Below are 12399 nucleotides of genomic sequence, written 5' to 3' on the forward strand. Positions count from 1 at the left end.
CGAAGGGTGAATCCCCAACCCGAGCCGCAGCCGCTTCCTCGCGACCAGCTGGCCAAGGCCGCCCCCGAATCCGCGCTGCTGCTGGGCGCCGGCCGGGCGATCCTGCTGCAGCTGGCGCATCCGCAGATCGGCCGGGCCATCGCGGAGCATTCGGACTTCGCCTCCAACCCGCTCTCCCGGCTGCTGCACACCCTGGGCTACATCTACGCGCTGAGCAACGGTACCGCCGAGCAGCAGCGCACCATCATCGACTATGTGGATGAGGCGCACCGTCCCGTGCACGGGACGCGGGACAAAACCACCGGCGCGCCCGCCTACTCGGCGCTGGATCCGCGGCTGCAGCTGTGGGTTGCCGCCACGCTGTTCGACTCGGCCCGGGTGATCGGCGCGCAGGTCCTGCCCGCGTGGGATAAGAACGCGAGCGCGGAGTTGTACCTGCAGTACGCCCGGCTGGGTGATACGCTGCAGATGCCCACCGACTTCTGGCCGCGCAGCGAAGCCCGGTTCAACGACTATTTCGCCGGGATCACGGCGGACCTCCAGGTGACGGAGCAGATCCGCACGCTGGCCGATGAGCTGTTTGCCGGCTCCCGCGCACCGTGGTGGATCAGGGTGGCGCTGCCGCTGATGCGCGACGTGACCATTGCGCAGCTGCCGCCCCCGGTGCGCGAGCAGTTCGGATACGAGCTGACCCGCAAGGTCGAGCTGCGCAACCGGATGATGGTGCGAGCCGCCTGGGCGGCCTCCCGCGTCCTCCCCAAGGCCATTCGGCACCTGCCCATGAAGCTCATGCTGCGCCATGTGGACCGCATGGCGGCCAGCATGAAGACTCGGTCTCAGCCCTCGTCGTAGGATTCCGGCATACTGCCGCGGGGAGTGAGCAGCCGTGGCAGCAGTACCAGCAGGAACAGTGTTGCGAGCATCAGGCCGCCCCCGACATACACCGAGACCGGCCATCCGACCAGCACCTGGATAACGAACCAGACGCTGCCCGCCACGAGCAATCCGGCACTGATACCCACGACCTTGACCACGCGGTGGCCCAGCAGCACGGTCGTCGCTTTCAGGCGCTGGCCGAAGAGGTAGCGGTGGACCAGCACCGGCACCAGCATCAGCACGATCAGCAAGGCTGAGAACACGAGCAGTATGACGTAGAGGATTTCCTCCACATCGGTGAGCATGGTGAATCGCGCCTGGAACGGCAGGATCACCAGGAACGCGGCCAGAATCTGAACCCCGGTCTGCATGACGCGGGTTTCTTGGAGGATTTCGTTCCATTGGCGATGCGGAGCCTCGGGGGAGTCATCCGGATGGACGTTATTGGACATTGCTTCTCCTTCTCTCGCACCCAAGCATTTTGAGATCGGCCACCTAGCGTTTGATTCTACTCAGCGACTGTTTGCCGCGGCGGGATCCGCACCGCAGGCTTCGGAATTACGATCGTTGCCTGCGGCAGGAAGTTCCAAAGAATAGAACATATGTACTAATAAATAGAGTAGAGTCTATATATGTTCGAATTGCTTCGCGGAGTGCTGGGGAAGGGATTCGGCGCGGACGGGCTGGCGGAAAGCCCGGCAGGCTGCGGAATCCACCGGGCCTGGATCTGAGCAGAGCCGAAGGGAGCGGGGAGCCTCATGAGCGCAGCAGGCAATGAGACCGGATTCAACGATGTGGGTGGCGGCCCGCCCGGAGATTCCTCGTGGGTGTGGGCCATGCCGGCCACCGGCATGAGCTGGTGCGAGTGCGGCGAGGGGCACGAGCTGAACCGGGAAATCATCTGGAGCATCTCGCGCCAGCTGGGCTTGGAGCGCCGCCGCGAGCTGAGCTACGCGGAGCTCTTCGAGCTGGCCATGGAAGTCTGGCGCTACGACGAGGTGTGCAGCTTCTTCAGGATGGTCGTCGATGATGCCATCGACCGCGTGTACGGCCGGCATGCCAGGCGGTATCCGATGGTCAGCGCCCTGGACATCATCGGCTACTTCTCCAAGCGCTGGCAGGGTTGCCCCGAATTCGACTGCGACGGTTCGTAGGCTCCCGGAACGCGCAGCAGGCCGCCGGCTGATGCCGGCGGCCTGCTTGGTGCCTGAAGCGATCCCCGGGGGTCAGCGCCCGGTGACCAGCGCGAACGGCGGAGTCTGGACGTCATCGCCCAAGGCCACCGCCGGGTCGTCGCCCAGGTGGATGATCTTGTTGTCCGCGTCGACGTGCACCACGCTAGGTACGTAGCTGCGGGCTTCTGCGTCTTCCATCTGCGCGTAGCTGATCAAGATGACCAGATCGCCCGGGTGGACTAGATGCGCCGCCGCGCCGTTGATGCCGATGACGCCGCTGCCCGGCTCGCCGGCAATGGTGTAGGTTTCCAGCCGGGCGCCGTTAGTGATGTCCACGATGCTGACCAGTTCGCCCGGGAGGATGTCCGAGGCCGCAAGCAGCTCGGAATCAACCGTGACCGACCCGACATAGTGCAGGTCCGCCTGGGTGACCGTGGCCCGGTGGATCTTGGATTTGAACATGGTCCGTTGCATACGATGTTTCTTTCGTGGTTTGGATGCCGTTTCCCGACAATCAAGTTTACGCTCAATCCGGGCCATTCGGGCGGAAATGTCGGGAAACCAACAGCTTCGGCTATCCCCGGGAAAGATAAGGCTGCAGCGCCTCGTGCACGGCGCCTGATTCCAGCAGCTCGCACGCGGCCTCCAATTCAGCCGACAGGAAGCGGTCTTCGCCGGGGCCGGCGACCTTGGTGCGCAGCAGTTCCAAGACGGCACCGGTGGCCGGGCCAGGCTGCAGCGGCGCGCGCAGATCCAGCGCGCGGCCGGCGATGAGCATCTCCACGGCCAGGATGCGGCGCAGGTTCGCGACCGCGGTGCGCAGCTTGCGTGCCGCGTGCCACCCCAGGGACACGTGGTCTTCCTGCATGGCCGAGGAAGGAATCGAGTCTACGCTGGCCGGCACGGCCAGCCGCTTGTTCTCGGCAACCAACCCGGCCTGCGTGTACTGGGCGATCATCATGCCCGAATCCACTCCCGGGTCATCGGCCAGGAACGCCGGCAGCTCCCGCGAGCGGGCTGGATCCAGCATGCGGTCGGTGCGGCGCTCGGCAATCGAGCCCAAGTCAGCGACTGCAATGGCCAGGAAGTCCAGCACGTAGGCCACCGGGGCGCCGTGGAAGTTGCCGTTGGAGGTCACCTCGCCGCTGGGCAGCACCACCGGGTTGTCGATGGCCGCGGCCAGTTCTCGGGTTGCGACCATGCGGGCATGCGCGATCGTGTCGCGCACCGCGCCGGTGACCTGAGGGGAGCAGCGCAGCGAGTAGGCATCCTGCACCCGCCCGTCGCCTTCCTTGTGCGAGGCGACCACGGGGGAGTCGGAGAGGAAAGCGAACATGTTTGCAGCGCTGCGGGCCTGTCCCGGATGCGGGCGCAACGGCTCGTGCAGCTCGGGCCGGAAGACCTGATCGGTGCCCATCTGGGCCTCGACGCTCATGGCCGCGGTGGCATCGGCGATGTCCGCCAGCTCGTCCAGGTCCGCCAGCGCCATGAGCAGCTGACCGAGCATGCCATCGGTGCCGTTGACCAGCGCCAGGCCTTCCTTCTCAGCCAGCTGGACCGGGGTGATGCCGGCTTCGGCGAGCAACTCGGGGACCGGGCGCAGGTTGCCCTGGGCATCGGTGGCCTCGCCCTCGCCCATGAGCACCAGGGCGCAGTGGGACAGCGGAGCGAGGTCGCCCGAGCAGCCCAGCGAGCCGTATTCGCGCACGAGAGGGGTGATGCCGGCGTTGAGCAGGTCGATCATGGTCTGCAGCACGACCGGGCGCACGCCGGTGCGTCCCGAAGCCAGGGTCTTGGCGCGCAGGAACATCAGTGCGCGCACGACCTCGCGCTCCACCGGAGCGCCCATTCCGGCGGCGTGCGAGCGGATCAGCGAACGCTGCAGCTTGGCGCGGTCCTCGGGCGCGATATGGCGAGTGGCCAGGGCGCCGAAGCCGGTGGAAATTCCGTAGACGGGGGTATCCGAAGAAGCCAGGGCATCAATGTGGGCGCGGACGTTGGCCAGCTCGTCGAGGACCTCGCGGGAGATCTCGATGCGGGCGTCGTGGCGGGCCACGGCGATGACATCGGCGGCGGTGGCGCCGAAGCGCTGCAGGGTGACAGTGGTCGAAAGCTTCACGGTCATGGGAATCCAATCGGTGGGAGGAGTGTTCTTGTTTCCCATTGTTCGCCAGTTTCAGCGGCGCAAGGCCGCGAATCCACCCGTACTGTCTGAAATGCCGGACAAGCCGTCTAGAAGGCCAGCTCCACGCCGTCCAGCGCGTTGCGGCCCAGCGAGTTGCTCTGGCCGCTGTCGGTGACGTGGGTGTCGCCGCTGCGCCATGCCACCACGTTGCCGACGCCGCTGACCTCCACCTGGCGCAGGCTCTTGATCGCAACAATGTTCCCCGCCCCGCTGATGGCAACGGAACGGGCGTTGTTGGCCACGATCATATTGCCAGTGCCGGTGATCGCAACATCCTTGCAGTCTCCGACGAGCAGCAGAATCTGGCCGTCCTCGGAAATATCGGTATCCTGCGAGCATTTCTTCTTCTGCGCGTGTTCCAGAATCTTGTCGAATCCCGCTTGGAAGCTGTCGCCGGCGGTTTCCTTGGGCACGGTGCCCAGGCTGCCTTCGGTGCTGGTGGGATCCTTGGGCAGCGGGGTCGCGGTGCCCTGGATGGAGGCTGTCGCGGTGGGAACGGCCGAGGCGGTCGGCGCGGGGCTTTCCTCCTGCGGCTGGATGCTCACGCAGCCGGCCAGCGGGATCGCCAGCATGAGCGCGGCGAGGGTCGAAACGGTGCGTTTGGTACGTGGCGCTGGCATGCTGTTCCTTGTTCGGTTGAATGGTCGTTTCTTCCATCTTGGCCGATTCGCTGGCTCATGTCCTGTTCCACTGCACGGAAGCTTCCAGCCCGTGGCTTGGGGCAGCGGTCTTGCCTACGGGAACCGATAGGACCAATGGCTCCTGTTTCCTAGGTGAGGCCCCGGGGTTTACGGTGCATCCGGGACAATTCGGAGGCAAGGGACTATGCTGTTTGCACCATGGGGAAGCCCGTGGCCGAACGCAGCAATGCAGGGGAGGACATTTGGACAGGTACCCAATCACCGCTCACTGAATCTGCCCACGTACGGCGGGCAGCACCAACGAAGGAGAAGCCATGCCGCACAAGAAGCACTTGGGAATCGGGCTGGTCGTCGGCGGAGCGCTGGTGGCAGCACTATTCCTCTCGTTTATCTATGTGGTGCCCCACGGATCTTCCGCGGATGTTGCACCCCTTTGGCTCGGAGCGATCTGGGCAATGCTGACCATGCTCTGGGGAATCTTCCGGCTGGCCGCCGGACCCAGCAAGCTGGACCATCTTCACGGCGGAACCGATGCCGGCTCCTAGACGCGGAGCACGAAGCGCGGCGCGTCCGACCCGGACGCCCCATACAACTGAATGAAGGGTGGCGGAGTTTTCCGTCACCCTTTCTTCATGAATCCTGAATGTCTCCCGTGTGCTTCCAGGCCGGGCTTCAGTGCTGAAGGCAATGAGGGTAGCGTGCGGAATGTAAGCTGGGGAAACCCGGCAGGATTGACCCTTGAGTCTGCAAAGGAGATCATGTATGTCGAGCAAGAAGAGTACGCCTGCAAGCAAGACTTCGCTGGAGAATGCGGAACATGGATTTGTGGCAACGGAGGTGCTGCGTGATTCGCTGCAGCTTGTTCTGGTGAACATGCTGGACCTGCAGTTGGTCGGCAAGCAGATCCACTGGAACGTCGTGGGACCGAATTTCCGCGACCTGCACCTGAACATCGATGAAGTGGTGGCCATTGCCCGCCGAGGTTCGGACGAAATCGCCGAACGTATGCGCGCCTTGCACGCCACTCCCGACGGCCTCGCGTCCACCATTGCCAAGTACACGCGCATCGAGCAGCCGGTCAACACCGAGGTGCTGACCACTGACGGCGTGGACATCATGGTCAAGGCTGTCCAAGCCACCGTGGATGTCATGCGCGAAGTTCATGACCCGGTGGATGAGGATGACCCGACCACCGCAGACATCCTGCACCAGTACATCGCAGAGCTGGAGCAGCAGGCGTGGTTCCTGAGTGCTGAAACGCGCCGCCCCTAGCGCGCAGCGACCCGGAGGAATATGCCGGGAAACCAGGCCAGCGGGCCGGTCGAATCGTGTGGTATTCGGCCGGCCCGCTGCTGTCTACGGGGGAGCATGGACCGGACCGCTACTGCTTGCGGTGCCCATGCAGCCGGGCAGTCAGCTGGGCCGCGGTGGCGCGGATGGGCTCTAGCAGTTTTTCCCACTGGTCTTCCGGTATCCGGTCGCCCAGGAACGTCACCGCGACGGCAGCCACCGGCCATCCGCTCGCGTCGCGGATCTCCACCGCGAGCGAATTGAAATCGGCGGTGAGGTCCCCGCGTTCAATCGCGTAACCGCGTTGCGCGCTCTGGTCCAATTCGCGCCTCAGCTGTGCATAGCTTGAAATCGTGCTCTGCGTCTCGCGGCCTGAGAAACTCGCAGGGGTCGGATACAACGCCCGCACCTGGGACTTGGGCAGGGCGGCTAGGATGGCGCGTCCGGAGGCGACCAGGTGCGAGGGCAAGCGCACGCCGACATCGGTCACCAGCGAGGGCCGGCCCTTGGCTCGTTCCTCCACGATATACAGCACGTCCGAGCCGTGCAGCACCGCCAGATGGGCACTTTCGCCGACCTTGTCCACCAGCTGGGCCACCAGTGGCGCGCCCAGCCGGGCCAGCGGCTCTTGCCGTGTGTAGGCGCTGGAGAGCTCGAAAGCCGCAACCCCCAGTCCGTAGGACTTGTCCTCCGGATAGTGCGCGATGAAGCCGTGTTCGTGCATGACCGTCAGCAGCTGGTAGACGCTGGAACGCGGCAAGTCCAACAACCTGGCGATCATCGCCGCGGGCGTCGGGGCCTTGCGGGACGCCAGCAAACCCAGGATCCTCAAGGTGTTGTCCGCTGCCGGGACCTTGCTGCCCACTACTGCCTCCATGGTCGAATGATGCGAAATGCCTGCATCCGAACTCTAGCAACCTATGCCGGGCTCAACCCACCGGGCGAAGGCGCAATGCCTGCATTCCGCCGTCAACCGCCAGGGCAACGCCATTGGTCGAGGAGGACAGCGGGCTGCACAGGTAGGCCACCGAGGCGGCGGCTTTCTTCGCGGAGACCAGTCGTCCGTGCGGCTGCCGGGCGTTGAGCGCCTGGCGTTCGGCCTGGGATTTGGCCGCCGAATCCAGCAGCCGGCCCACCCGGGGGGTGTCGACGGTACCCGGGTTGACCGCATTGACGCGGATGCCTTCGCGGATGTGGTCCGCGGCCATATCCGCTGGGCGTGTGGAGCATCAACCGGTCGTTAGAACTCGACCGACGACAGGCAGCTCTCGAGCTCGACGAGAGTCGGGGGATTGGCTCCGATTTTCTGGACCGTCAGCGCCGCGGACAGCGAAGCGGTGCGCAGCGCTGACTCCAATGCGTCTTCGTCCAGATTCTCGTTGGACACCAGCGCCTGCAGTAGCGGGCCGTTGCCGATTGCATGGAGCAGCCCGGACATGAAGGCGTCTCCGGCGCCCACGGTGTCTGCGACGCTGACCTGCAAAGACGGCATGGAGACTTCAAGCTGGTCGGTGCGTGCTTCGCAGCCGCGCACCCCGAAGGTCATGACCGCGAGCTTGGCGCCGCGCGCCAGCAGGTGCCCGAGCACCCGTGCGGTATCCCAACCTGGGTAGAGCCACAGGGCATCTTCGTCGCTGAGCTTGACCACATGGCTCAAGGCGCACAGCTTCTCGATGCGGGAAATCACGGCACGGCGCTTGTCCACCAAGGCGGGACGGAGATTGGGGTCATAGCTGCGCAGCTGATGCGCCGGAGAGGCCGCGAAGACTTCATGGATCCGCGAGCAGCCCGGCTCGGCAAAGGCGGCGATGGAACCGGTGTGGAGGATCTGCGCATCGGTGGGGACCACAGATTCTAAGTTCCAATCGAGCTGGAAGTCGTAGGTGGCCTGGCCGGTGGAATCCAGGGACACGGTGGCGGTGCTGGTGGCCGATTCCGTGACCGAATCAGGGCCGAGCAGGACATCTGACGCATTTAAGTGCTCGATGATGGCGCGGCCGTGCTCATCGCCGCCGATTCCGGTCTGGAGTGTCACTTCATGCCCCAGACGTCCCAGTCCCACGGCCACGTTCAGTGGGGATCCGCCTGGATATGCGAGCCCATTGACGATGTCGACCAATGCCTCGCCTGCAACCTGTATTGATGCCATGCCAATGATCCTACGTACGGATGCTTCGAAAGTCCTCTTAACTCCGCCTTGGCGTGGGAGAAGGTTGTCCAGAGCACATATAAACCGTGTTCGTCCGGCTTGCCGGGGCCGGATGCTACAGTCGGTGGCGGCACGACAGCCGCCGCGGGACGGATAATTCGCAGACTAGAGGCAGGGAACCCATGGACTTTCTCTTCGATGACAGCGCGCTGCCGCGCGAGCCGAGGCTACTGCGTCCCGGCGCCTGGCATGTGCCCGGCTGGCTTTCGCCTGAAATGCAGTCCTGGATCATCAACCGGTTCTTCGAATGGGGAAACGGGCCGGTTCCGCCGCATCAGACATTGGTCAACGGGCACCCGATGAGCGTGCAGAGCCTGTGTCTGGGCTGGCATTGGAGCCCCCACAGCTATTCGCGCACGGCCGACGACATCAATGGGGAGCCGGTGGCGCCCATGGAACCTTGGCTGGTGGAGCTCGGGCGCCGTGCGGTCAACGACGCGACGGGGGACCAGGCCAAGGCGCAGTCTTATCTACCGGACGCGGCCATCGTGAACTACTACAACGTCAATGCCACGATGGGTATGCACCAGGATGCCGAAGAACGGATCAATGCGCCGGTGGTCTCGCTGTCCCTGGGCGATTCCGCGACCTTTCGACTGGGTAACACGGAGCATCGCAACAAGCCTTGGCAGGAGGTGCGCCTCGCCTCGGGAGACCTGTTCGTCTTCGACGGGCCGGCGCGCTTCGCCTATCACGCGGTAACGAAGATCCATCCGGGGACGGCACCGCAAGAATGCGAGCTGGGCGGCGGACGCATCAATATCACCCTGCGCCAGACCGGCCTGTCCTAGCCGCCGGCCAGGTCCACGGACGCCCGCAGGGCGTAGTGGTCGGAATCGCCGGCAGGAATGCGGTCGAGAGAGGTGCCGGTGACGCCGCGGACCATGACGTGGTCGATGCCGAGCATGGCGAATGGCGTGCGCGGCCAGGTCATCGCCAGACCCCAGGCGCTATAGTGCACATCGTCCAGCTGGTCAGCGACCGGGGCGAAGTGGCGGTCCGTCGAGGTGGCGTTGAAGTCGCCGGCGGCAATGACCTTGGACGAAGGATCCTTGGCCACGTAGTCCGCCAGGGACGCGAGCATGGTGTCGCGCTCATCATGGCCCGTCGGGCGCGCCGAAGCGGCGTGGACCGCGTACACGCGGACCGGCCCGGATTCGGTGTCGACGTCGGCGCGCAGTGCGCGGTCCCAGCCCAGACCCAAGTCCAGCGGTTCGGGGTTGGACAGCGGGTAGCTGCTCCATAGGCCCACGGTGCTCACTGAGTAGTAGTACGGATGGCTCCGCTTCAGGGCGTCCGTCACCAGATCAATCTGGCCCTCGCCCAGTTCCTGGAGCGTGATGACTTCGGCTCCCGATTCGGCCAGGGAGCGGGCCGAGGTCACCGCATCCTGGTGGACGTTCTGCGAAGCGACTACCAAGGGATCCTGGCTATCGACGGGCGCGGAGGGCAAGGCCGCAGACCCGAAAAGAACACCCCAGACAACAGTTGGCACCAGCAGCGCAACGTAGGTTGCGCGGCCGCCGAGGACGATGGTCAAGAGCAGCAGCAGTGGTATGCCCAGGCCGAGCCAAGGGGTTAAATTGTCAAGTATGAGCCCCAGTCCCGCGACGTCGGGAATCTGCTGGTGGAAAGCCATGAGCACGGCAAGGCCAAGGCACAAGAGGATGACCGTGATTCGTGCCAGGATTCGTGATGCCGACAACCGGCGAGGTGATGCTTTGGACATTGGACTTCCACAGTGCCACAGAAAACTGTGGGAATCGTAATTTTCCTCAGCCGTGCCTGCAACTACGATGGAAGTCAGGCGTCGATGAAGCCGTGCCATCTCCAAACTCCCGAGGATCCAAACGTGACTACTTCTGCGCCCAGCAAATACTTGTCCGGCGGCCGGCTGCTGTTGGCGATTCTCGCCCTGTCCATGGGCGGATTCGGCATCGGTGTCACCGAATTCACCCTGATGGGGCTGCTCCAGGAGGGCGCCGCCGACCTTTCGGTGAGCAATTCCCAGATGGGCCTGATGATCAGCGCCTATGCCATCGGCGTCGTGGTTGGCGCCCCGGTGCTGACCGCACTTGCCGCCAAGATTCCGCGCAAGCGCGCGGTCTTGCTGCTGATGCTGTTCTTCACTGTCGCAAACTTGTCATCGGCCTTTGCCCCGGATTACGGAACCATGCTGGCTACCCGATTCCTCGCCGGCCTGCCGCATGGCGCCTACTTCGGCTTGGCCGGAGTCCTGGCTGGTTCGCTGGTGCCCGGAAGCATGCGCGGGCGCGCCATCGCATGGGTGATGCTCGGGCTCTCGGTGGCCAACGTCGCCGGTGTTCCGCTGGTCACCCGTTTGGGGCAGCTGACTGGATGGCGAGCGATGTTCGTTGTTGTCGCTGTGGTTGGCCTGATCACGATGCTGATGATCAGCTTGTTCGTTCCGTGGCACAAGGCTGAACCCGGAGCGAGCATGCGCCGCGAACTCTCGGCGCTGAAGAATATCCAGGTTTGGATGGCCATGGGGACGGGCATCGTGGGGTTTGGCGGCTTCTTCGCCGTGTACTCGTACATTTCACCGACCTTGACCGAAGAAGCAGGACTCGACATCAATCTTGTTCCCTGGGCTCTGGCGCTCTATGGCTTGGGCATGGTCGTCGGTTCGCTGGCCGGCGGACGCTTGGCCGACTGGTCGATTTTCGGTTCCATCAAGCTGACCAACCTGATCATGGTGGCGGCCATGCTAATTTTCGCCGCCGTGACCAGCTGGATTATCCCCACGCTCGTCATGGTCTTCGTGCTGGGCGCGGTGGGCTCGCTATTGATCCCGAGCTTGCAAACCTTGCTGATGGATTCGGCACCCCATGCCCAGTCGCTGGCCGCCTCCTTGAACCATTCCGCGCTCAACGTGGCCAACGCGTTGGGGGCCGCCCTGGGTGCTGCGGTGATTTCCGCGGGCTTCGGCTACCGTGCGCCGTCCATCGTCGGAGCGGGGCTCGCGGTACTCGGCTTCCTGCTGGCTTGGGCAACCCAAATCCGGGCAAAGAAGATCGGCCTGCTCGTGGGCAGCGAAGCGGTCGCTTCCCGCGAACAGGCCGAGCTGAAATAGCTACGAGCGCACCGCAGAGATATTGAACATCCAGGTGACGCCGAACTTATCGGTGAGCTGACCGAAAGAGTCTCCCCAAGGAGCTGTTGCCAACGGAACATCGATGCGCGCGCCTGCAGATAGTCCATCCCACCACTTCTGCAGCGGCACCGAGTCCGCATCGTCCGTGCCGTCGCTGCTGAAGGACACGGTGCCATTGGGCATGAGATTCATTTCGGGCGGGGTGTCCGAGGCCATCAGGTGCACGCCGCGACTCACGAACAGCGATGAATGCATGATTTGGTCGGTGGTTGCCGGGCGATCGTCATTCATTCCTTCTTTGAAGGTCATCATCGACAGTTCTCCGCCAAATACGGAGTTGTAGAACTCCATGGCCGCGCGGGCATCGCCGGCGAAACGCAGGTACGGGGTCAGTCCAATGCTCATGGGAGTGCGCCTTTCGACTATGTTCTCGGGACCGATCGATCCACGTGGAAGATTCTTCCACCCGCAACCGACAAAGTGAATAGCACCCTGTGACCAGCGTCTCCGAACGCCGATTTGGTGTTTTCTAAACACCTCCGGTAGAGTTTTATCTCGGTTCAGAGGTCGAAAAAACCGAAGAAACCGCATCCTTTTGGGGGTATGGCGCAGTTGGTAGCGCGTCTGCATGGCATGCAGAAGGTCAGGGGTTCGAATCCCCTTACCTCCACAAGATAAATGATCTCGGGTGACTTATGTCGCCCGAGATTTTTTCTTTCCGGTTGCACTTCTGACGCCAACCCACGACTGAACGTGCAAAACATCCAGGATGTTCTCTGACCCGCGCCGTTGTATACGACGCCAGCACCAAAAATTCTTGATCCGTAGAAGGTTCTTGCGGTATCAAGCACGCGTGGAGCCGTGATGCCGCCTCTGCCGCATTGAGTCCAGGAATACGCCACCTGGAC

The 12399-nt window shown here is 63.8% G+C and carries 14 protein-coding genes, 1 tRNA gene and 1 pseudogene; 7 read left to right on the forward strand and 9 right to left on the reverse strand.

Annotated elements, in window-relative coordinates; translation table 11 throughout:
* Positions 1–6 precede the first annotated feature (6 nt).
* A complete protein-coding gene (locus RF641_RS06575) occupies positions 7–852 on the forward strand; it encodes an oxygenase MpaB family protein (RefSeq protein ID WP_424572814.1) in 846 nt (281 codons plus the stop codon).
* Here the strand turns inward: RF641_RS06575 and RF641_RS06580 are convergent.
* Positions 837–1328: a DUF6328 family protein gene (locus RF641_RS06580; RefSeq protein ID WP_047120053.1), complete on the reverse strand. Its 492-nt coding sequence runs from the start codon at positions 1326–1328 to the stop codon at positions 837–839. The genes RF641_RS06575 and RF641_RS06580 overlap by 16 nt on opposite strands.
* Before the next feature lie 306 nt (positions 1329–1634).
* Between RF641_RS06580 and RF641_RS06585 the strand changes: the two genes are divergently transcribed.
* Complete coding sequence (locus tag RF641_RS06585) at positions 1635–2030, forward strand: hypothetical protein (RefSeq protein WP_424572815.1); 396 nt, start codon at positions 1635–1637, stop codon at positions 2028–2030.
* A gap of 72 nt (positions 2031–2102) precedes the next feature.
* On the opposite strand, the gene panD is transcribed toward RF641_RS06585, so the two are convergent.
* From panD to RF641_RS06600, 3 genes are all read right to left on the reverse strand, one after another.
* On the reverse strand, positions 2103–2525 hold the full coding sequence (gene panD, locus RF641_RS06590; protein WP_120990905.1) for an aspartate 1-decarboxylase: 423 nt from the start codon (positions 2523–2525) through the stop codon (positions 2103–2105).
* 100 nt (positions 2526–2625) lie between these two features.
* A complete protein-coding gene (gene hutH, locus RF641_RS06595) occupies positions 2626–4176 on the reverse strand; it encodes a histidine ammonia-lyase (protein WP_424572816.1) in 1551 nt (516 codons plus the stop codon).
* 107 nt (positions 4177–4283) lie between these two features.
* Positions 4284–4856, reverse strand: coding sequence for a DUF3060 domain-containing protein (locus RF641_RS06600; RefSeq protein ID WP_047120049.1), 573 nt, complete (start codon positions 4854–4856; stop codon positions 4284–4286).
* 335 nt (positions 4857–5191) lie between these two features.
* Here RF641_RS06600 and RF641_RS06605 point away from each other — a divergent pair, with 335 nt between their 5' ends.
* Together RF641_RS06605 and RF641_RS06610 are read left to right on the forward strand one after the other, a co-directional pair.
* Complete coding sequence (locus RF641_RS06605; protein ID WP_047120048.1) at positions 5192–5422, forward strand: hypothetical protein; 231 nt, start codon at positions 5192–5194, stop codon at positions 5420–5422.
* Between the two features lie 217 nt (positions 5423–5639).
* Positions 5640–6149, forward strand: a complete 510-nt coding sequence (locus RF641_RS06610) for a Dps family protein (RefSeq protein WP_047120047.1) — start codon at positions 5640–5642, stop codon at positions 6147–6149.
* Positions 6150–6258: 109 nt separating this feature from the next.
* Here the strand turns inward: RF641_RS06610 and RF641_RS06615 are convergent, their stop codons facing one another.
* The 3 genes and pseudogenes from RF641_RS06615 to RF641_RS06625 form a co-directional block, all read right to left on the reverse strand.
* Positions 6259–7044: an IclR family transcriptional regulator gene (locus tag RF641_RS06615; RefSeq protein ID WP_047120046.1), complete on the reverse strand. Its 786-nt coding sequence runs from the start codon at positions 7042–7044 to the stop codon at positions 6259–6261.
* Positions 7045–7096: 52 nt separating this feature from the next.
* Positions 7097–7375 (reverse strand): annotated as a pseudogene (locus tag RF641_RS06620) (SDR family oxidoreductase); the annotation flags it as partial.
* 32 nt (positions 7376–7407) lie between these two features.
* Entirely contained in the window at positions 7408–8316 is a 909-nt protein-coding gene (locus RF641_RS06625) for a carbohydrate kinase family protein (protein ID WP_047120037.1), read from the reverse strand.
* A 182-nt stretch (positions 8317–8498) separates the two neighbouring features.
* On the opposite strand from RF641_RS06625, the gene RF641_RS06630 reads away from it, so the two are divergent.
* Positions 8499–9167 (forward strand): alpha-ketoglutarate-dependent dioxygenase AlkB family protein, encoded by a 669-nt coding sequence (locus RF641_RS06630; RefSeq protein WP_047120036.1) that lies wholly within the window; start codon positions 8499–8501, stop codon positions 9165–9167.
* Here RF641_RS06630 and RF641_RS06635 read toward each other — a convergent pair.
* On the reverse strand, positions 9164–10105 hold the full coding sequence (locus RF641_RS06635; protein ID WP_147407272.1) for an endonuclease/exonuclease/phosphatase family protein: 942 nt from the start codon (positions 10103–10105) through the stop codon (positions 9164–9166). The two genes, RF641_RS06630 and RF641_RS06635, sit on opposite strands and share 4 nt — an antisense overlap.
* A gap of 84 nt (positions 10106–10189) precedes the next feature.
* Between RF641_RS06635 and RF641_RS06640 the strand changes: the two genes are divergently transcribed.
* Positions 10190–11470, forward strand: coding sequence for an MFS transporter (locus RF641_RS06640; protein ID WP_047120035.1), 1281 nt, complete (start codon positions 10190–10192; stop codon positions 11468–11470).
* On the opposite strand, the gene RF641_RS06645 is transcribed toward RF641_RS06640, so the two are convergent.
* Positions 11471–11896: a VOC family protein gene (locus RF641_RS06645; protein WP_053798744.1), complete on the reverse strand. Its 426-nt coding sequence runs from the start codon at positions 11894–11896 to the stop codon at positions 11471–11473.
* A gap of 192 nt (positions 11897–12088) precedes the next feature.
* Here RF641_RS06645 and RF641_RS06650 point away from each other — a divergent pair.
* Positions 12089–12161, forward strand: a tRNA-Ala gene (locus tag RF641_RS06650).
* Positions 12162–12399: the final 238 nt, after the last annotated feature.

This window comes from Arthrobacter sp. 'calajunan' (assembly GCF_046940185.1).
GTDB lineage: Bacteria > Actinomycetota > Actinomycetes > Actinomycetales > Micrococcaceae > Glutamicibacter > Glutamicibacter soli.

What these genes read in the sequence shown, in the direction of transcription:
- RF641_RS06580 (WP_047120053.1), bottom strand. Translation starts at nt 1,328, where the DNA reads ATGTCCAATAACGTCCATCCGGATGACTCCCCCGAGGCTCCGCATCGC.
- RF641_RS06640 (WP_047120035.1), top strand. Translation starts at nt 10,190, where the DNA reads ATGAAGCCGTGCCATCTCCAAACTCCCGAGGATCCAAACGTGACTACT.
- RF641_RS06605 (WP_047120048.1), top strand. Translation starts at nt 5,192, where the DNA reads ATGCCGCACAAGAAGCACTTGGGAATCGGGCTGGTCGTCGGCGGAGCG.
- RF641_RS06585 (WP_424572815.1), top strand. Translation starts at nt 1,635, where the DNA reads ATGAGCGCAGCAGGCAATGAGACCGGATTCAACGATGTGGGTGGCGGC.
- hutH (WP_424572816.1), bottom strand. Translation starts at nt 4,176, where the DNA reads ATGACCGTGAAGCTTTCGACCACTGTCACCCTGCAGCGCTTCGGCGCC.
- RF641_RS06600 (WP_047120049.1), bottom strand. Translation starts at nt 4,856, where the DNA reads ATGCCAGCGCCACGTACCAAACGCACCGTTTCGACCCTCGCCGCGCTC.
- RF641_RS06630 (WP_047120036.1), top strand. Translation starts at nt 8,499, where the DNA reads ATGGACTTTCTCTTCGATGACAGCGCGCTGCCGCGCGAGCCGAGGCTA.
- RF641_RS06615 (WP_047120046.1), bottom strand. Translation starts at nt 7,044, where the DNA reads ATGGAGGCAGTAGTGGGCAGCAAGGTCCCGGCAGCGGACAACACCTTG.
- RF641_RS06610 (WP_047120047.1), top strand. Translation starts at nt 5,640, where the DNA reads ATGTCGAGCAAGAAGAGTACGCCTGCAAGCAAGACTTCGCTGGAGAAT.
- RF641_RS06635 (WP_147407272.1), bottom strand. Translation starts at nt 10,105, where the DNA reads ATGTCCAAAGCATCACCTCGCCGGTTGTCGGCATCACGAATCCTGGCA.
- panD (WP_120990905.1), bottom strand. Translation starts at nt 2,525, where the DNA reads ATGCAACGGACCATGTTCAAATCCAAGATCCACCGGGCCACGGTCACC.
- RF641_RS06645 (WP_053798744.1), bottom strand. Translation starts at nt 11,896, where the DNA reads ATGAGCATTGGACTGACCCCGTACCTGCGTTTCGCCGGCGATGCCCGC.
- RF641_RS06625 (WP_047120037.1), bottom strand. Translation starts at nt 8,316, where the DNA reads ATGGCATCAATACAGGTTGCAGGCGAGGCATTGGTCGACATCGTCAAT.